The organism is Desulfomicrobium macestii (assembly GCF_014873765.1).
Taxonomy (GTDB): domain Bacteria; phylum Desulfobacterota; class Desulfovibrionia; order Desulfovibrionales; family Desulfomicrobiaceae; genus Desulfomicrobium; species Desulfomicrobium macestii.
The window spans coordinates 162,306-181,345 of sequence record NZ_JADBGG010000001.1 but is presented as its reverse complement, the minus strand read 5'-3'; the positions used below and the strand labels follow the sequence as shown (position 1 = coordinate 181,345).

Genomic DNA, 19,040 nt, shown 5'->3' with positions numbered 1-19,040 from the left:
CTGATCAGGAATTCATCATGTCCAGAAAATCCTTGTTGCTCTTGGTTCCGCGCATTTTGTCCAGCAGAAAATCCATGCTGTCCACGGAATTCATGGAGGCCATGATGCGTCGCAGAATCCAGACCTTGTTCAGGACATCGGGGGCAAGCAGCAGCTCTTCCTTGCGTGTTCCGGAACGGTTGAGATCGATGGCCGGGAAGACGCGCTTGTCGGAAAGATGGCGATCAAGATAGATATCCGAGTTGCCCGTGCCCTTGAACTCCTCGAAGATGACCTCGTCCATGCGCGAGCCGGTGTCGACAAGAGCGGTGGAGATGATGGTCAGGCTGCCGCCCTCCTCGATGTTGCGGGCCGCGCCAAAAAAGCGCTTGGGGCGTTGCAGGGCGTTGGCGTCAAGGCCGCCGGACAGTACACGTCCCGAAGAGGGCGTGGTCGCGTTGTAGGCTCGGCCCAGGCGGGTGATGGAATCAAGCAGGACCACCACGTCGACCTTGCGCTCGACAAGACGCTTGGCCTTTTCGAGCACCATCTCGGCCACCTGCACGTGCCGTTGCGGCGGCTCGTCAAAGGTCGAACTGATGACCTCGGCCCTGACCGTGCGCTCCATGTCCGTGACTTCCTCGGGGCGTTCGTCGATCAAAAGGACGATGAGGTAGGCATCGGGATGGTTGACGCTGATGGAGTTGGCGATGGCCTGCATGAGCATGGTCTTGCCGGTACGCGGGGGGGCCACGATGAGAGCGCGCTGCCCCTTGCCTATGGGAGTCATGAGATCGAGGATGCGGGCGGAGTAGTTCTTGTCGCCGTTTTCCAGGCGGAACTGCTCGTCGGGATAAATGGGGGTGAGGTTGTCGAAAAGAACGATGCGCTTGGCTTCTTCGGGTTCGCGGAAACAGATCTCCTTGACCCGCAGCAGCGCGAAATAGCGCTCCCCTTCCTTGGGCGGACGGATCTGCCCGGAAATGACATCACCGGTACGCAATCCAAAGCGCCTGATCTGTGAAGGCGAAACGTAAATATCGTCAGGGCCCGGCATGTAGCTGTACATGGGCGAACGCAGAAAACCAAATCCGTCAGGCAGGATTTCAAGCACGCCTTCGCCGAAAATGGAACCGTTTTGGGAAGCGCAGGCCTGAAGCAGGGCGAAAATAAGCTCCTGCTTACGCAGACCGCTCATATTTTCAATCTGATACTCGCCGGCAATGTCCATAAGTTCGGACATGGACTTGGTTTTCAACTCAGAAAGATTCATAACAAACCCTCATAACAATGAAATGGCTGGGACCTGAGACCGCAGAAATGGAACAGACCAAAAAGAAAAAAGCATGTACAATGCAAAATTCGAAAAATAATATTGGAATATAGGAGTACTCTGATATGAATATGAAGCCCTTCAAGGGATCAATAAGGAAATTATGAACATCTGCTTGCGGACTTGTAGTGTCAGGCAGGAATGAATTGAATATTTAGCTGATCGCAGAATAAAAAACAAGGGGCCAATGGCCCCTAATCAACCTCGACCTCGCTTTCTGCGTCCTTGGCATGCAGAATGTCGGCAAACAAGTCTTCAATGGACTTCTTCACTTCAGCCTGATCCTGCTTCAAGGCAAACGACAGCTCAAGAGAGATCAGGCCCATGGCCTGCTCCAGCAAACGCCGCTCTCCAAAGGAGAGTTCCTTGTCCTTGCCGATGAGGATGAGTTCTTTCAGCACGTATGCGACATCGCGCAAGTCGCTGCTTTTGAGTTTTTCCGAATATTCGCGATAGCGGCGATTCCAGTTCTGACCGGAATAGCCTGTAAAGTCGCTCCTGTCCTGGAGGTAGACACGAATCTCCTCCGCCTGCTCAGGAGAATAGACACCACGCAGTCCGACATTTCGAGCGTTCTTCACTGGAACCATCAAGGTGACGTTATTACTCAATATACGCACGATGATCAGTTCAGTGGCAACGCCGCCGATCTCCTGGGTCTCAATCCTTTCGACCTTACCGACCCCCTGAGCGGGATAGACGACAAGTTCATCAACTGAAAACACAAGTGACCTCCAGAAATACGTAATCGAACTGCAAAGGAAGATGACTATAGATCAAAATCAAGACGGCGTCCACTAGGAGCTGGAACAGACAACTGGCTTCAGCGGGTATGAAGACGGCTCGTGGCCGCTGTCAGACCTTCACGGCAATAATGCACGACCGCGTCACGCGCGACATCGAGGGTCCTCGCGACCAGCTCCCATTCGGCGGGCATGAAGGAACGCAGCACGTAATCGGCCATGGCCTCGCTGCCCTCCGGACGGCCGATACCCAGACGTATCCGAGCGAAATCGCGGGTGCCAAGATGCGCGGCCACGGATTTGAGCCCATTGTGACCGGCCAGCCCACCGGAAAACTTGAGACGAACCGTACCCAAGGTCAGGTCGAGCTCGTCGTGGGCGACGAGTATCCGATCCGCCGGGATCCCGTTTTTTCTGCTGAGCTCTCCCACCACCTGACCGCTCAGATTCATGAAGGTCAGCGGCTTGACGACAATCCAGCGCCGGGCGCCGTAATCCTCGCTGACCTCCCAAAGCTGCGCGTTGAGACGCGCGCTGCGGGCGGTGCAGACAGTTCCGGGCTGACCGTCCCAGTACTCAAGGAGGTGATCCGCGAGCATGAAACCGAAATTGTGCCGGGTCCGGGCGTACTTTGTACCCGGATTGCCCAGACCTACTATCAGGCCGTCATATGTCATGGGGAACCGTCAGAAAAGAGGGTGGTCGAAAAAGAAAAGAGGGCCCTGCCAAGGCAGGGCCCCCGGGAATGTCGAACTATTCTTCTTCTTCGCCGGCCTTGGCGCCACGGGCGGTCTGAATCGCGACAACGGGGAAGTTGCGCTCGTAAACAGCCTTGACCCCTTCGGGCAGAACGAGCTGATCGACAAGCACCTTGCCCCCGATTTCAAGCTCGGTCACGTTGATGACAACGGAATCAGGGATGGCAGTCGGCAGACAGCGCACCATGACACGCTCCTGCAGGATCTCCAGCTTGCCGCCCAGCACGACGCCCTTGGCGCGGCCGACGGTCTCGACGGGAATGGTGACCTGCACTTCCTTGTCGAGCTCGATACCAATGAAGTCCACGTGGTCATAGCGACGCTTGACCGGGTGCTTCACGAGCTTCTTGAACAGGGCGTTGCGCTTCTGCACTTGACCGTCAACTTCGATCTGCAGCTCAATCATCTTTGAGTAGCGAACCTTTTCGAAAGCCTTGCCCAAAGCCAGGTTGTCTACGGAAAAGGAGATATTTTCACCCTTAGAGTTGTAGAACACGCCGGGAACCAAACCATTGGAACGCATACGGGAGCAAGGGCCTTTTCCCCTTTCCTCACGAGGCGTTAACTGCAAACTTGCGACTTCAGACATGCTTTTCTCCTTTATTCATCAACTAAAAAATCAATCTGTTGTCTGTCCGGGTTCAGCTGAACAGAACACTGACGGAAGATTCGGAATGGATATTATGTATAGCCTTGGCAATAAGACTGCCAACGGAAATTACCTTGAACTTGTCACTGCTCAGAGCCTGGGCATTGAGCGGGATGGTGTCGGTCACGATGACCTGCGAAAACGCCGAGTTGTTCAGACGTTCCACGGCAGGCCCGGACAGGACCGCGTGGGAGGCGCAGGCAACGACATCCTCGGCACCGTTTTCGGCCAGCATGTTCCCGGCCTCGGTCATGGTGCCCGCTGTATCGATCATGTCATCAAGGACAACCGCGATCTTGCCCTTGACGTCGCCAATGAGCTGCATGGCGTGGGCCTTGTTCGGCCCTTCACGGCGTTTGTCCACGATGGCCAGCCCGACACCAAGGCGTTTGGCGTAAGCCCTGGCCCGCTCCGTGCCGCCCGCATCGGGCGAAACGATAATCAGATTATCGCCGAGCTTGCGGATATATTCAAGCAGAACCTGAGCGGCATAGAGGTTGTCCACGGGCTTGTTGAAGAAGCCCTGGATCTGGCCGGAATGCAGGTCGATGGTCAGAACGCGGTCCACGCCGGCCACCGTGATGAAGTCAGCCACCAGTTTGGCGCTGATCGGCGCGCGGGGCACGACCTTTCGGTCCTGACGGGCGTAGCCGAAATATGGCACCACCGCCGTGACCCGGCCCGCGCTGGCGCGCTTCAGGGCGTCGAGCATCAGGCAGAGCTCCATCAGGTTATGATTGACTGGAGCGCAGGTGGATTGCACCACATACACGTCGTCACCCCGAACGTTGTCGCCCATTTCGACGCGGATCTCTCCGTCGCTGAACTTGTCGACCAGAGAATGGGTCAACTTGCAGCCCAGATGATCACAAATGCGGGCAGCCAAAGCCGGATTGGCGGTTCCCGTGACGATTTTCAGCTCGCCCATGCGTGGCATAATCTGTCCTTGGATAAAAAAATGGCTGGGGCGGGAGGATTCGAACCTCCGGATGACGGAACCAAAATCCGTTGCCTTGCCAGCTTGGCGACGCCCCAACATAGGTCGCCCGGTTTTTTAGGCCCGTGGCTTCCTTTAGTAAAAGAAAAAGAGCGTCGGGTTTGCAGACCCGCAGCCCAACCCCCAACCTTCACGAATCAAAACCCAGAGGCTCACCGGACCTGCTTGCGTGACATGCGTGCCCCATGGCCCGCATGTCGCCGGCACATCGGCTTGCACACTCCACGGAAGAAAAAAGAGCCACAAAACTAGAACCGCTTCCACTCATGACGCATGCGTCCGGAAAGTGATTCAGTATTTGCTTTTTAACCTCGTAAAGCGTTGGAAATTCATGAAAAACGACTTCTTCAAATCCATTCCAAAGCTTGGGCGGTTTCGTGAAGCAAAGACTCATAATAGGGCTGTTTTCGGGTGTCAACTCTTTTCTTGGACGCACGCTTCCGTTTGCGCGCATCTCGTCCCATCGCCTGTAGGCCCATTTGGTGTTGACGTGTACGGCGGGACAGACCACCAGCAGTGTGTAGTCGGCCAGGTCGCAGGCCACCGGTTCGAGCTTCTCGCCGATCCCTGTGACCCAGGCCGGTACGTTGCCCAGGAAAAAAGGCACGTCGGCCCCCAGCATCAGAGCCAGCCTGGCCAATTCGCCCCTGGCCAGGGCGTGTTCACCGGCCCGCGCGTTGAGCCAGGAAAGAAAGGCGGCAGCATCGCTGCTGCCGCCTCCCAGGCCCGCACCCATGGGAATGTTCTTGTGCAGGTGCACCGACACGCCCGGAGCAAAACCTGTGACGTCGGCAAACTTCTGGTATGCCCTGGACAGGATGTTCTCCTCGGCGCCAAGGTCCGAAGCGGAGCAGGACAGGCGCAGGCCCTGTCCGCCAGACAGGCGCACGTCCAGAATGTCGCAAGGCGCGGGGAGCGGGTAAAAGAGGCTCTCGATCTCATGATAGCCGTCTTCCCGCACCCCGACGATGTCCAGATAGAGGTTGACCTTGCAACCGGCGCGAAGCTTCCAGACCATGCTCATCCTTGCGTGCTCATCCTTATGTGCTTCCCGTCGCGTTTCTAGGGCAGGGGCACGGTGCGGAAGACGTTGCGTCCCTGACGCTTGATCAGCAGCATGACAACGCCCTTCTCCTTGCCGTCGCCCTCGATCACGTCCCGCAATGCCTTGACCGTGTTCACCATCTTGCCGTTGGCTTCGAGGATCACGTCGCCGGCGCTCAAATCGTTTTGCGCAGCCTTGGAATCCTCGCTCACTTCGACGACAAGAAGCCCCCGAGCCTGCTCGAGCTCCAGTGCCTTTGCTTCGGCTTCAGTCACGGGCCGAACGCTCAGTCCAAGGACATCCTCGCCCTGGCTGCCCGGAGCGCCGGGTCTTCCCTGGGCCACCTTTTCCGCGCTGCGATCGCCCAGAACCAGAGGAATCTTGACGGTCTTTCCCTCGCGCCAGACCGAGAGATCGATCTTCACGCCGGGCAGGAGATCACCGATCTTGCGGGTCAAATCGCCGGCGTCGGCCACGGGCACGCCATCCACGGCGACAATCACGTCTCCGGCCTTTATCCCGGCCTTTTCCGCCGGATCTCCGGCGGTCACCGACGAGACAAGGGCGCCGCGAACCGCTTCAAGCCCCAGGGCCTTGGCGGAATTCTCGTCCACGTCCTGGATGGACACGCCGAGCCAGCCCCGTTTCACGATCTTGTGTTCCTTGAGTTGCTCGATCACCTGACGGGCCAGGCGACTGGGAATGGCAAAGCCGATGCCCTGCCCCGAAGCCACTATGGCCGTATTGATGCCGATGACTTGGCCGTCCATGTCGATGAGCGGTCCGCCGCTGTTGCCGGGGTTGATGGAGGCGTCGGTCTGGATGAAATTGTCGTAGGGACCGGCGCCGATGGTGCGACCCTTGGCGCTGACGATTCCGGCCGTGACGGTGTGGTCAAGTCCGAAGGGGTTGCCTATGGCCATGACCCACTGCCCGACCCTGAGCGCGTCGGAATCCCCGAAGGTCAGGAACGGCAACGGCTTGTCGGCCTTTATCTTCAGAAGCGCCAGGTCCGTCTCCTTGTCCGTGCCGATGACCTCGGCGTCGTAGGAGCGGTCGCCGTTCTTGTCGACCTGCAGGTTGACCTTGATGGAATCCGCGCCTTCGATGACATGGTTGTTGGTGACTATGTACCCGTCAGCGGAGAAGACAAAGCCCGATCCCAGCGAGCGCTGTTCGCGCGGAACGCCTTGCCCCTGCTCCCCGAAAAAGCGCTCGAACTGGTCGAAGAAATCTCCGAACGGGTGCTGACCCTGCGGACCCTGCCGGAAAAACTGCTGCATGTTGCGCTGATTTTTGACGATCTTGACGGTGCTGATATTGACCACCGCCTGACCCGATTTTTCCGCGAGCTCCGTGAAGTCCGGCAGCTGCGCGGCCATGGTGGCCGAAGCCACAAACACGAACATGATGGTAAGGAGTCGAATTGCATATTTCATGAGAGACCTCCGTGTCTTGTTGACAACCTGCAAAAAGCATCGATCATGCCAGAGTCAATCCGTTGATCGGCAAGGAAAAAAAATTTGTGTTCCGGCTTGCCGTGCAAAATCCCGCACATCTGCAATCAGCTACGAAACCTTGCGCCTCATTTCTGCACTTGCGAAGCGCCCTGCTCCAGCAGGAAGCTCATGGCCATCCACTCCGACCAGTACATCCCGCCCCGGCCCGAACCCACGAAACCCACATGGCCGCCGGTCGGGGGCGTGAGCAGGGTCAGGCGGTCGTTGGCCCGGACCTCCTCGGCGGGATAGCAGCGCGGCCCCAGAAAAGGATCGTTGGCGGCGTTGATGATGCATGTCCGTCGGTCGATTCCAGCCAGGTACTGCCGCGAACTGGAACGTCGCCAGTAGTCGAGCGCATCGCGGAAACCATGCAGCGGGGCCGTGAAGCGGTCGTCAAACTGGCGAAAGGTGCGCAGCTTCTCCACTCCTTTGAGGTCGAGGGCTCCGGGAAAAAGCCGACCCTTCTCGATAATCTTCTTTCGCAGCTGGTCAAGCAGGTAGCGGGTGTAGAGCGCGCACTGCGGACGGGCCAGGGCCCGGGCAGAATCCTCCAGATCGCAGGGCACGGAAATGGCCACGGCCCCGCGCACGAACTCCGGAATGATAGACGGGTCCTCTCCGAGATACTTGAGGATGACGTTTCCGCCAAGGCTGAATCCGACCAGGTGCACACAGCTGTAGCGACCCAGGGCCTCGATCATGAGCAGGGCCTCGTGCAGGTCGCGGGTCCAGCCCGAATGATACATGGAGACCTTGCGGTTCGGCTCCCCGCTGCACCCCCTGAAGTTCATGGCCACGGCGTCAAGCCCATGCTCCCGAGCGGCCTTGACCATGCCCAGCACGTATTTGCGCCTGGAGTGCCCCTCAAGGCCATGCATGATGAAGACAAGACCGCGGCTCCCATCCCCCCGGGACCAGTCCAGGTCCACGAAGTCGCCGTCCGAGGTTTCAAGACGCTCCCGCTCGTAGCACGCGTCCGCCATGGGGCGGAACAACGGCGGAAAAAGCGTCTGAACATGCCCCGAGGAGAAGGGGAAGGCTCTCGCCAGCCGCACCAACGCCTATTCCTCCACGCTGACCCGGGTGATGATGACCGGCTCCTTGGGCACGTCCTGATGAAAGCCGAAGCTGCCCGTGGGCACGCCCGCGATCGCGTCCATGACTTCGATCCCCTCGACCACCCGCGCGAACACGGCGTAGCCGAAATCTCGCGAGCCGTGATCCAGGAACGCGTTGTCGCGCAGATTGATGAAAAACTGGGAAGTCGCGCTATCCACGGCCTGGGTGCGGGCCATGGCCAGGGTGCCACGCTGGTTCTTGATGCCGTTGTCGGCCTCGTTCTTGATCGGATCGCCGGTCTTCTTTTCGCTCATGGTCTCGGTCATCCCGCCGCCCTGGATCATGAAATTGGGGATGACGCGATGGAAGATCGTTCCGTCGTAAAAGCCCTCGCGCACATAATTGAGAAAATTCTCGCAGGTCAGGGGGGCCTTGTCCGCGAACAGTTCAATCTTCAGCGTACCCTTGGAAGTTTCCATTACTATCATTTCTTGAGTCTCCTGTTTGTTTCTTGCGCGCCAGGCAGATTCCGTCCTGCTCCGGCGCATGATTCGGTAAGAATGCGTAAATGTTGACCGCGTCCCAGCGCCTGCCGTCCCGGATCAGGACGTTGAAGGCCTGGGCGTCGGCAAAGGCGGTGTTGTCCGCGACCAGCAGCCCTCCGGGACGAAGCAGGCGATGGCAGACGGGTTCAAGCTCCGCGTAGTAGCGCTGGTCCACATCCAGAAAGACCAGATCGAAGCCCGCAGCACCGAAAGGCAGGGCGCGGGCGTCGGCGCACAGCAGGGCGCAGCTCTCCTCCAATCCGAAGGACGCGAGATTGGCCCGCGCCTCGCGGCAATGGGCCTCGTGCATGTCCACGCCCAGGACAATCCCGCCCGTATCCCGCACGGCCCGGGCCAGAAACGTCGTGGAATAGCCCACGGCCGCGCCCAGTTCAAGGACGCGCACGGCTCCCATGATCCGGCACAGCAGCGCAAGCAGCCCGCCCATGACCGGCCCGATGACCGGAATCCCACGCGCGGCGGCCTCATCGGCCAGCCCTTGCAGGCCCAGTTCCCCGTCCGGAGCCAGGGCACGAAAACTGGCGTGCGGATCTTTCACGAGCCGGGGCACGGCGTCCACTCCAGCACCAGGGCATCCTCGCCGCTGTCGGCGTAATATGCCCTGCGCACCCCCACCTGCACAAAACCGCAGCTCCCGTAAAGGCCCCGGGCCGCGACATTTCCGGCGCGAACCTCAAGAACCGCGCGCCGGGCGCCGCCCAGGCGCCCCTGCTCCAGAAAAAAATGCAGCACCGACCGGCCAATGCCCTGACCGCGCAGCGCGGGAGCCACAGCCACGTTGACTATTTCAAGCTCTCCCGCCACACTGTATGCCGTCAGATATGCGCACAGTCCGTCAGGGTCAAAGGCGCCCACGGCCAAAAAGCGATCCTGCCCAAGAAGCTCTCTGAAATGCTCCGCGTCCCAGGCGTCGGCAAAAACCCGGGCCTCCAGGGCGGCAAGCGCCGATGCATCCCGAGGCTCAAGCAAGCGCAGCTCAAGACCCTTTTCAACCATCTCCACCTCTTACCAGCGCGGGAATTCATGTTTTTGGAAACAGGCCAGGAAAAAATCCACGTCGTGGACGAAAACAACCTGCCCCTGGCCATCATGGCTTCGGAGCAGGTCCATCTGCAGGGACTCAGGCACAGGGGTTTTCTGCTCTTGCTGACGGATGCAAAGGGCCGCCTCTTGCTGCGCAGGCTGAGCAAAAGCCACCCTCTGTATCCGGGGCGCTGGGACATCGTGGGAAGCGGGCACATCATGGCCACGGAGGCCGCCGAGGAGGCCGCCGAGCGGCATCTGCCCCCCGTCACGGCCGATCTGACCGGAAATCTGCGGCATGCGCGAACGCTGACCGAAGGGGCGGGAACGGGCAACGAGATCGTGGAGGTCTTTTGCGCCGGACTTTCAAGCCAGGCCGCCCGGCATCTGCTTCAGGACCTCTCCTTCATGGCCGTGGACCCGGACGAGCTCGGCGCCCTGGCCACATCCTACCCGGACCAGCTCTCCCCGACGCTGCTGACCGTATGGAACGCACGCCTGCTTCGTCCGGACGCCGCTAGTTGATATAGACCTTCGAATAACACGCCTCGTCCTCAAGGGAACGCCCCGTCCCGCGCACCACCGTAGTCAGGGGGTCGTCGTCGATATGCACCATGAGCGAACTCTGCTGCGTGATGAGTTTGTCCAGGCCCTTCAGGAGCGCCCCGCCTCCGGCCAGAAGCAGGCCGTTGGTGGCGATGTCCGCGACCAGCTCGGGCGGGGTCTTCTCAAGGGCTCTGCGCACGGCCGCGACTATGGCCGCGACGGGCTCCTTGATGGCCTCGCGCACGTAGTCGTTCAGGATGATGGACTTGGGGTTGCCGTCGACCAGGTTCTTTCCCGCCACCCGGTACTGCAAAGGCTCGGGCAGGGGCACGGCCGAAGCGATGTGGATCTTGGCCGCCTCGGCCATGTTCTCACCGATCAAAAGCTGAAATTCATCCTGCACGTAGCGCTGGATGGCATCGTTGATCTCGTCCCCGGCAATGCGCACGGATTCGGAATAGGCCACGGCGGAAAGTGAAATGACCGCCACCTCCGTGGTCCCCCCGCCGATATCGACCACCATGTTGCCTCTGGGTTCGTGGATGGGCAGGCCCGCGCCGATGGCCGCGGCCATGGGCTCCTCGATGAGTTTGACCTCTCGCGCTCCGGCCTGCAGCGCCGACTCGATCACCGCCCTCTTCTCCACCTGGGTTATCCCCGCTGGCACGCAGATGACCATGCGCGGCTTGACGATACGCATGCCGGTAATGACCTTCTTGATGAAGTAGGCGATCATGGCCTTGGTGACCTCGAAGTCGGCGATGACGCCATCCTTCAGAGGGCGCACGGCGCGAATCCGCTCCGGGGTGCGGCCCAGATATTCCTTGGCCTCCCGGCCCACGGCCAGAATGGCGTCGTTGCGGATGTCGAGGGCCACCACCGAAGGTTCGTTGAGCACGATCCCGTCCTTGGGAGAATACAGGAGCGTGTTGGCCGTGCCGAGGTCCATGGCCAGATTTTTACCGAGAAAACCGAAAAGCTTGCTGAAAAACATATTCGCCCTGCCTGACTTAAGGGTGATAATCGGAATTGTCGAAATCGGTGGCGTCGCCCGGGTCGGTTACGCTGGGCGGGGCAAAACGCCTGACCTTGTTCCTCAGATACAGATTCTCCAGAAAAAGAGCCAAATAATCCGCGGCCATGTTGGCAAAGGCCCGGATTTCATTACTGATGACCCGGCTTTCGCGATCCCCGAAGACCAGTACGCCCCGGCAACGGGTATGCACCTTGAGGGGGAAAGCCATGAGGGTGTTCAAAACCGGGCCCGGGATGTCGCGGCCAAAAAGGGGCGTGCGGCCAAGCTCGCTCTTGCCGTCGCCAAAAAAGACAGGCTGATTCTTCTTGAAGACCCAGCCCAGAAGCCCGCTGCCCGTGCTGAACGACTGCCTGGCAGTGAAATTCTCGGGCATGAAGGGCTTGTTGCTGCCTTCAAGGAGGTAGTTGTTCCCCCACTCGTCGCTGACCACGAGAAAAGCGTATTCGTAACCGCTGGCCCCAGCCAGAAGCGCCAGATAGCGGTTCAGGAAATCCGTCCATTTGGGATGCGCCTCGCGCAGGGCGTAGACCTGTTGCAGCACGCGATACAAGGCCTGCTCGCGATTCGAGACCCCGCCCTCGCCCACATCGTCCATGATGGCGGCCACGACCAGGGCGAAGAGGGACAGCAGGCGCTGGTCCTTGGACGTGAAGGCATAGGTCTTCTTGCTGTCCATGCACAGGGCCCCCAGTCCACCGGGCAGGGGGCAGCCCACGAAAACCTTGATCTGCTCGTCCTGCTCCGCGCCATAGTAGCCAAGGAAGGTGTTCTTCTCGTCGAACTTCTCGACGACAAGCGGCGAATCGTTCTTGAGAATCCAGCCCACCAGTCCTTGCCCCTGCTCGATCTTCGCGCCTTTGCGGATGGAGTCCCCAAGACTGAAGGAGGTGATCAAATCGAATGTCCCGGCGGAATTGCGGCAAAAGAGAACCACCGAATAGGCGTCAAAAACGCTGCCGATGCTCTCCAGCAATCTGTCCAGGGAAGGGTATTTCATGGTCATGGGATGGACACTCTCACGGCGCGCCTATGGTTCGAAACACGCATCAAGGCAAAGATTCGAACATACAGGGAATGAGAACGCTCTTCAACCACCGGAGGGGCCGGTGGCACGAGCTGAAAATCCTGTTTACTGGCAACGCAAAACATGAAAAATAGTCTACACACAACCGTAACAAACACAATGAGATAGTTGGCACCAGCATGAAATGGCAAAACGCGTTCTCCAAGATCCCGACCTTCAAGACCCTGAAAAGCGGGCATCTGCTGCCGAAATCTCCATTGCGCGACCTGGATGAGCTGCGGCGCTTCCTGGATTTCATCCACATCAAGTTCTGTCTGCTCAAACCATACGCCGAGATCAAGGGTTATCCCGTGGTCGACGCACGAGATCTCCTGCCTTCGTTCGAGCCGTCCCTGACCGAATTCCCGGAGCTGCCGGGCTTCTCCATGGTCGCCTTCGGGCGCTCTCTGGACTACTTCAACGAAATTTTCCAGTTCGACCTGCTGCACACCTGCCGCGACCCTGACAGCCGGGTGCTCGGAGAAAGTTGCGTGCTTGAGACCTCGCTGCACGACAAAAACCTGGCCTGCTTTCTGGCCCACATGCCAAAAGAGATGCGCGAGGAGTTCAAGGAGGCGACAAAAGACCACCAGATCTCGGACATCTCCTCCTATTCCCTGCTTGTCGGATTCCTGAGCCGCATGGACCGCGCCCACGTCCTCTCGCTGGACCGCGACGGCCAATTCTACCTGTCCGGGATTTACGCGTCCCTGCCCTCGGATCTGGACACGGAGCTCAAGCGTTTCGGACTCAGGAGCCGCAAATTCAAGTCCAACGACAACCTGCTTTACGAAAACAACCGCGAGTTCGTGTACCAGTTTCTCATGGAGCTATACGGCTACCCCATCTCTTCGGAGCGCAAGACCTCGGCCGCCATTTTCGCCAGACGTCTGCACAAGATGGGAGAGAATTTCCTGATCAAGGCCCTGGGCCAGTCGGACCGGACCCTGACCTCCATTTTCAGCACGCAGTCCGGACACCCCTACCCGCGAGTGGAAAAGATAGCCCTGGTTCCCGTGGAAATTCGCGGCCTGGATGTGATCGATCACCTGGACAAGGAAGGCTATTTCTTCGACCGCAAGCGACGCACGGTCATCCTGCGGGTGGTGTACCGGCAGCACAAGTTCGACATCAACAACGTCCGCCAGGACCGCGCCCTGTCCGTCTGGCGGCAGGAGATCATCCATCCCCTCACGGGCCAGGTCTGCACCTCTGTCAACCTGCTCAAGGACACCTATACCATGAGCCTCAAGCTCAACGACATCGTGCGCGGGGAGTTTCTGGGCCGGGTGGTCTACAAGAAGAACGACATCATCGAAAACACCGAGACCCACGAGAAGCGCCTCAAGTTCCTGCACTCGTGGCTGAGCAAGCATCAGCGGCGCATGATCGGGTATTCCGATGAATTCTACGCCGAGATCGTGCGCGTGCTGGACGGATACCTGACCGACCCCGCGCTGGCCGAGGAATTCGGCGAGCACCACGAACTCCATCAGGAAGTCTGGACCACGTACAGTTACATCAAGCAGGCCAGGGAGATCAAAGAACTGGAGGACCTGAAGAACCGCATCCACAAGGGGAAAAAGATCTCCTATCTTGAGATGCTGCGCCTGAGCACCGGCATCCTGGCCGACCTGAAATTTGAATTCGCCAATTATTTCGACCCACTGGTCTCCAAGGCCATCTTTTTTTCCGAAGCCATGCTCAACGACCGCTATCTGATCAAGACCTACATGACGCCAAAAGAAGACCAACTGACCCAAAACGGCGTCACGATCAGAAAGCTGTATCGAAGACTGGTCTCCCTGGTTGACGAACTCAAAGCCATACGCAAGACAAAGACCGAAGCGTAAACCCATCACCCTATAACAGCGGGAAACACCTATGTCCGAATTGCTGACCACCCCCCTTCATGCCTGGCACAAGAACAACGGGGCCAGAATGGTCCCTTTCGCGGGCTGGGACATGCCTGTCCAATATGTCGGCATCCTTGAGGAACACAAGCACACCAGAACCAACGCGTCCATCTTCGACATCTCCCACATGGGAGAATTCCTGCTTGAAGGCGACGGCGCGACCGAAGCGCTGGCCACCGTGGTGACCCACAACCTGGCCACCCTGGCCCCGGGGAAGTGCCGCTACGGTTTCCTCCTCAATGAAACAGGCGGCGTGCTCGACGACCTCATCGTCTACCGGCTGGACACGGAAAAATACATGCTCGTGGTCAACGGAGCATGCATCGAGTCCGATTTCGCATGGATAAAAAGCCACCTTCCGGCAAGCCTGACCCTGATCGACCAGAGCTTCGACATAGCCAAGATCGACCTGCAGGGTCCGGAATCATTCGACGTGCTGGCCCGCGTCATGCCCGGTGACTGGACGAGCCTTGGCTACTTCGCCTTCCGCGAAGTGGAGTTTGAAGGATTCAGGCTCATTGTCAGCCGCACGGGCTACACGGGCGAGCTTGGCTGCGAATTCTACCTGCCCTGGAGCAAGGCCGAGGTGCTGTGGGAAAAGCTCATGGCCGACGAAACCGTCCGCCCGGCGGGCCTTGGCGCACGCGACACCCTGCGCCTTGAGGTCGGGCTGCCCCTCTACGGCCAGGACCTGGACACGCAGCACACCCCGGTGGAGGCTGGCTACGGAGGCATGCTCAAGAGCGAAGCGGAGTACATCGGCAAATCCGGGCTCGGCAATGTGCGCGAGAAACTGATCGGCCTGCGCATCGACGGCCGCCGCAGCGCCCGCCATCACGACGAGGTCTACGTCGGCGAGACCAGGGTCGGCACGGTCACCAGCGGCTCCATCGCGCCAAGCCTCGGCTACTGCGTAGCAATGGCCTTTGTCCGCGCGGACATGGCCGACGCCGAAACCTTCACGGTCAAGGGACCGCGCACCACCCTTGAAGCCGCACGCGCGGACATGCCCTTCTACACTGCCGGCACTGCCCGCAGGAAACTGGCCTAGATGTCGCGCCTCAACTCCTTTTATCTGGCTCCCGCCCTGTGGCGGGAGCCTTTTCTGCTCGATGGGGAGGAGTTCCACCACCTGACCCGCGTGCTGCGCGCCAAGGCCGGAGAAACGATCCGCCTCTTCAACGGACGGGGACGCTGGGGGCTTTTTCGCATCGATCGGCTGGACAAACGGGACGCGGGCCTGAACCTCATCGAGGAACACGCTGTACCTGAACCGGCCTCGCCCCTGACCCTGGCTGTGGGCTGGTCCAAAGGGCTGCGGCGCGGATTTCTGCTGGAAAAGGCCGTGGAACTAGGGGCTTCGGCCGTCTGGTTCTGGCAGGCGGCCAGATCGCAAGGGGATATCCCGGATGAAGGAAAACAGGGATGGGACCGGCAACTCGCGGCGGCGGCCAAGCAATGCGGGGCCGTCTGGCTGCCGGGCATCCGGACCTTCAGGGGACCTCTCGACGTGGCCCAGGCCGCCGGGGACATGGGATCGAGGGTGCTGTGCTGGGAAAAAGAGGACGCGCGCCTCATGGACCCGGACACACTGATGGATTCGCGGGGCAGCGTGGCGGTTCTGGGACCCGAGGGAGGCCTGGACGACAGGGAGGCGCGCATCTTCCTGGATCACGGCTTCACCCCGGTCAGTCTGGGTCCGAGCATCCTGCGCTTCGAGACCGCCGCCACCTTCGTCCTGTCGCTGCACCTGTGGGCGGCGAGCAGGAAATGACACACTCCACGCTCCGGCCTGCCGGACGGACCAAATCGCCCTAAAGCCTGGACATTCGCTCCAGCTCCTCCTCCAGAAAACGACGCAGGTCCGCTTCAAGTTCCATGGCCCTTGAGTCGTCTCCCGCGGTGGCGACCTTGAAGAACTCCGCGCAAAGACCGCGCGCCTCCCTGCTCCATGTGCTGGTGAAGCCCTGCTTGCCACCCTCGTCGACGAGGGCCGGCAGAAAGTCTTCGCCCCGCCAGGCGTGGGACCAGTGAATCACGTACCAATAGTGCAGCAGGAAACGATCCAGCAAAACGAACACCCACTGCACCGTGTCCAGGGGACCGACCTGCACGCTGCGCTGCCCGATGCCCAGCCCCAGCACCTTGCCCCGCACCAGCCGCTCGCCCTGAAACAGGGCCGCGAGTCCGGCGGTGGCTCCACCCACGGCGGCGAAAAGCCCCAGGCTGCTGCCAAGCGTCGCCAGGTCCAGCGCAACCCCCGCCGCTCCTCCGGCGGCCACGGCCGCGGCCACGAGTTTGCCCTTGCTGAGGCCCAGGACGGTCCAGGTGGTGCGGGAAAACAGATCCTGCCGCAGCACCGACTGTTCCGGCAGCACAAAGGAGCGCCGGTCATGGCGGAATTGCAGACAGACCTGTTCGTGCAGCGTTTCCTCCTCCTGTCTGATCCGCTCCTCCAGACGTGAAACCAGACGGGCCTCAACTTCGGCCTTGCGGCCTGGGTCGGCGAGGTGCGCCGTCTCGGCCATGCCAAGCACCCGCCGCAGAAAATCGCAGACCAGGGCCGCGCACTCCGCGTTCCTGCGCCGCCAGTCACGCGCGAAGACATCCACCACCAGACCCAGCGCGTCCTCCCAGTCCTGTTCGAGCGCGCGCAGGCTTTCAAGCAGACGCATGCGCTCGGCAAAGGTGGCGCGCAGGGCGTTGAAGGTCCGCACCATGTTGAAATGCCTGCGCAGCTCGGTCTTCCATTCCTCCAGAAACTGCTCCTCCCCGGTCTTGCAGTTGAGGATGGCCATGCGTGGCCTGCCAGTCAGGCGCAGAATCTCCATCTCGGCCTTGTCGACCTGCCGCAGGGGCCGGGAGGCGTCGAGCACATAGATGATCCCGGCTCCGTCGCGCACAGGGGTCAGCAATTCGCACTCGTGAGCCATGCCCGGATCGTCCCTGAACTCGGCCAGGAACGCCTCGAAGACCTCGCTTTCCGATCCCCGGAACTTTCGCATCCAGCCCAGGGTCTGCACCGGGTTCTGAAAACCCGGGGTGTCCACGAAGGCGATGACGTCTTTTCCGTCGATGCTGACCGGATAGGTCATGGACTCCATGGTCTCGCCCGGACGTGGGCTGATGCGAATGCGGTCGTTTTCGACCAGGGTGGCCACCACCGAGGATTTTCCTTCGTTAGGATGACCTATGACGGCAAAAACGGGCATGGAATTCATGTGCTTGCTCCAAAAATGTCAACACGCAACGGGGCCAGGCGCGCCACTGCATCGGACCAGACCTCCCGCGCGGCGGCATCGGGGGCGGTCATCCAGTCTCCTCCGGAGGGCCGGCCGCAGAGAACAAGGATCAGATTCCGGCCGCGGCCGTTTTCCTGACCAAGCAGCGTCAGGGCCAGCAGATTTTCACGGATGGGCGGCTGCCAGGCCTCGATGAGCACCACGTAGCGCTCAAAACCTCCGGCCCAGTCGATTCCGGCGCAATCGTCCAGCATCTGCCGGATTCCATCCATGTCCAGGCTGACGGGAATCACGCGCCCGGGGGGATAGCCGCAGACCCGCCGTGTCAAACCGGAAAGCAGATCATCCCTGATCCGCCCCACAAGCTCCGGCGGCAAGAGCAGCACGCAACCGATCCCGGCCTGACCCTGCAGTTCGGATTGCTCCGTGCCCGCAGCCGCGCTGACGCCAAGGTGCAAGGGGGCGGCCGGGATTTCCCCGGCCCTGGCCGAGCCGAGCAACGGCGCCTGCATGCGATCGACGATGCGCCCGAGGTCGGGATGGACAAAGCGGCGCTCCGCGCGGCGCAGCATCCAGTGGGCCGACGCCAGCAGAATGAATCTGGGCAGCAGGGCATAGACCAGCAGGCACATGCACAGAAACGGCCACCAGGCCACGAGATCCGCGCTGGCCAGGGCCTGGATGCCGTCCTTCAGGACGATGCGGCTGCCCTCGATCTGAAGCAGCGTCGGCGTCAGGCCCCACGGCTCGGGCAGCCAGGACCACGGGGCGGACAGGGCCGTGACCAGTGTGTGCATGCCCTGCGCTCCGATCCGCAGGGTGGACTGCCAGCCAAACGCCAGATCCGTGACCGCGACGCTGACGGCCAAAGCGGCCAGGGAACCGAAGGCCAGGCAGAAGCCGCCCAGATGCAGGAGCCGCAAGCTCTCCCAACCCAGCATCCGGGCCGGCCAGCCTCGGCGCAGGATGAGCGCGCGGACAAATCCGGCCTGGGGCGAAAGGCTGCCGGGCCGGCGCCAGACAAGATCGAACAGGGGACGCAGCGGGATGCGAAATTCGGTCCGGCGCAGCCCTCTGCACACCAGCAGCCCGGCGGCCAGCAGGCTGAGCCCGGCCTGGGGCAAGACGGCCAACAGCAAAAAAACCGAGACATTGACCGGCTCGATTCCCGAATAAAGGAGCAGCGCCCGCACCAGGGATATGCCAGCCAAAAGGCCGCCGAAGCCGAACAGCAGACGCAGCGCGATCAGGACCGAGCAAAGCGAACGCGAGGGCAGCCCTCCGGAGCTGCCGTCCCGGCGACGTTCCAGCCAGTATGCGCCTTGCAGCTTTGGAGGCAGGGCGCCTGCCTGGGCCGCCAGCCCGATTTTACGATCCCGGTCCAGGATTTCTCCGGGGTCCAGGATCCTGTCCTTTTCCAGGAACCATTCCAGGTCGAGATAGTCGCCAAGGCGCATGCCGTGTTTCATGACCAGCAGCCTTACCAGCACACAGCCCTCTTGGCAAAAGAGAGACCCGGGCAAAAATTGCGCTCTTGTCAAAAAAAACATGAAACGCTAGCGTTCGCCTTCCCTTGAAACAGC

Annotated in this window: 19 protein-coding genes and 1 tRNA gene; 4 read left to right on the top strand and 16 right to left on the bottom strand. The window is 60.5% G+C overall.

Annotated features, from left to right (window positions below):
- Window positions 1-4: 4 nt before the first annotated feature.
- The 12 genes from rho to rimI form a co-directional block, all read right to left on the bottom strand.
- Window positions 5-1,252 (bottom strand): transcription termination factor Rho, encoded by a 1,248-nt coding sequence (gene rho, locus H4684_RS00860; RefSeq protein ID WP_092188162.1) that lies wholly within the window; start codon window positions 1,250-1,252, stop codon window positions 5-7.
- Between the two features lie 254 nt (window positions 1,253-1,506).
- Complete coding sequence (locus tag H4684_RS00855) at window positions 1,507-2,037, bottom strand: CarD family transcriptional regulator (protein WP_092188164.1); 531 nt, start codon at window positions 2,035-2,037, stop codon at window positions 1,507-1,509.
- A gap of 98 nt (window positions 2,038-2,135) precedes the next feature.
- Complete coding sequence (gene pth / locus H4684_RS00850) at window positions 2,136-2,732, bottom strand: aminoacyl-tRNA hydrolase (RefSeq protein ID WP_192622524.1); 597 nt, start codon at window positions 2,730-2,732, stop codon at window positions 2,136-2,138.
- A 76-nt stretch (window positions 2,733-2,808) separates the two neighbouring features.
- Window positions 2,809-3,402: a 50S ribosomal protein L25 gene (locus H4684_RS00845; RefSeq protein ID WP_092188168.1), complete on the bottom strand. Its 594-nt coding sequence runs from the start codon at window positions 3,400-3,402 to the stop codon at window positions 2,809-2,811.
- Window positions 3,403-3,454: 52 nt separating this feature from the next.
- The gene (locus tag H4684_RS00840) at window positions 3,455-4,399 is read right to left on the bottom strand and encodes a ribose-phosphate diphosphokinase (RefSeq protein WP_015772896.1); all 945 of its coding nucleotides are present in this window, start codon (window positions 4,397-4,399) and stop codon (window positions 3,455-3,457) included.
- A gap of 22 nt (window positions 4,400-4,421) precedes the next feature.
- Window positions 4,422-4,497 (bottom strand) — tRNA-Gln (locus H4684_RS00835).
- Window positions 4,498-4,589: 92 nt separating this feature from the next.
- Window positions 4,590-5,483, bottom strand: a complete 894-nt coding sequence (gene ispE / locus H4684_RS00830; protein WP_192622523.1) for a 4-(cytidine 5'-diphospho)-2-C-methyl-D-erythritol kinase — start codon at window positions 5,481-5,483, stop codon at window positions 4,590-4,592.
- Window positions 5,484-5,521: 38 nt separating this feature from the next.
- Window positions 5,522-6,943, bottom strand: a complete 1,422-nt coding sequence (locus H4684_RS00825) for a DegQ family serine endoprotease (RefSeq protein WP_192622522.1) — start codon at window positions 6,941-6,943, stop codon at window positions 5,522-5,524.
- A gap of 146 nt (window positions 6,944-7,089) precedes the next feature.
- The gene (locus H4684_RS00820; protein WP_318779600.1) at window positions 7,090-8,061 is read right to left on the bottom strand and encodes a YheT family hydrolase; all 972 of its coding nucleotides are present in this window, start codon (window positions 8,059-8,061) and stop codon (window positions 7,090-7,092) included.
- 6 nt (window positions 8,062-8,067) lie between these two features.
- Window positions 8,068-8,553 (bottom strand): peptidylprolyl isomerase, encoded by a 486-nt coding sequence (locus H4684_RS00815; protein WP_092372828.1) that lies wholly within the window; start codon window positions 8,551-8,553, stop codon window positions 8,068-8,070.
- Window positions 8,513-9,169: an O-methyltransferase gene (locus H4684_RS00810; RefSeq protein WP_192622521.1), complete on the bottom strand. Its 657-nt coding sequence runs from the start codon at window positions 9,167-9,169 to the stop codon at window positions 8,513-8,515. Before H4684_RS00810 ends, H4684_RS00815 begins: the two co-directional genes overlap by 41 nt.
- Complete coding sequence (gene rimI / locus H4684_RS00805) at window positions 9,166-9,627, bottom strand: ribosomal protein S18-alanine N-acetyltransferase (protein ID WP_092188180.1); 462 nt, start codon at window positions 9,625-9,627, stop codon at window positions 9,166-9,168. Before rimI ends, H4684_RS00810 begins: the two co-directional genes overlap by 4 nt.
- A gap of 27 nt (window positions 9,628-9,654) precedes the next feature.
- Here rimI and H4684_RS00800 point away from each other — a divergent pair, with 27 nt between their 5' ends.
- Window positions 9,655-10,179 carry an NUDIX hydrolase gene (locus H4684_RS00800; protein WP_192622520.1) on the top strand — a complete coding sequence of 175 codons (525 nt, stop codon included), beginning with the start codon at window positions 9,655-9,657 and terminating at the stop codon, window positions 10,177-10,179.
- Here the strand turns inward: H4684_RS00800 and mreB are convergent.
- A complete protein-coding gene (mreB, locus tag H4684_RS00795; protein WP_192622519.1) occupies window positions 10,172-11,194 on the bottom strand; it encodes a rod shape-determining protein in 1,023 nt (340 codons plus the stop codon). The two genes, H4684_RS00800 and mreB, sit on opposite strands and share 8 nt — an antisense overlap.
- 16 nt (window positions 11,195-11,210) lie before the next feature.
- Window positions 11,211-12,239, bottom strand: coding sequence for a GAF domain-containing protein (locus H4684_RS00790; protein WP_192622518.1), 1,029 nt, complete (start codon window positions 12,237-12,239; stop codon window positions 11,211-11,213).
- A gap of 200 nt (window positions 12,240-12,439) precedes the next feature.
- Between H4684_RS00790 and H4684_RS00785 the strand changes: the two genes are divergently transcribed.
- Genes H4684_RS00785 through H4684_RS00775 form a run of 3 tightly spaced genes read left to right on the top strand, consistent with a single transcriptional unit; the run spans window position 12,440 to window position 15,989 of the window.
- Window positions 12,440-14,152 carry a hypothetical protein gene (locus H4684_RS00785; RefSeq protein ID WP_092188188.1) on the top strand — a complete coding sequence of 571 codons (1,713 nt, stop codon included), beginning with the start codon at window positions 12,440-12,442 and terminating at the stop codon, window positions 14,150-14,152.
- A gap of 31 nt (window positions 14,153-14,183) precedes the next feature.
- Window positions 14,184-15,266: a glycine cleavage system aminomethyltransferase GcvT gene (gcvT, locus tag H4684_RS00780; protein WP_092188190.1), complete on the top strand. Its 1,083-nt coding sequence runs from the start codon at window positions 14,184-14,186 to the stop codon at window positions 15,264-15,266.
- Complete coding sequence (locus H4684_RS00775; protein ID WP_092188192.1) at window positions 15,267-15,989, top strand: 16S rRNA (uracil(1498)-N(3))-methyltransferase; 723 nt, start codon at window positions 15,267-15,269, stop codon at window positions 15,987-15,989. It begins immediately after the preceding gene.
- 40 nt (window positions 15,990-16,029) lie between these two features.
- Here H4684_RS00775 and H4684_RS00770 read toward each other — a convergent pair whose 3' ends face one another.
- A complete protein-coding gene (locus H4684_RS00770; protein WP_092188194.1) occupies window positions 16,030-17,436 on the bottom strand; it encodes a GTPase/DUF3482 domain-containing protein in 1,407 nt (468 codons plus the stop codon).
- Entirely contained in the window at window positions 17,433-18,947 is a 1,515-nt protein-coding gene (locus H4684_RS00765) for a DUF2868 domain-containing protein (protein WP_161948994.1), read from the bottom strand. The genes H4684_RS00770 and H4684_RS00765 overlap by 4 nt, the downstream gene beginning before the upstream one ends.
- Window positions 18,948-19,040: the final 93 nt, after the last annotated feature.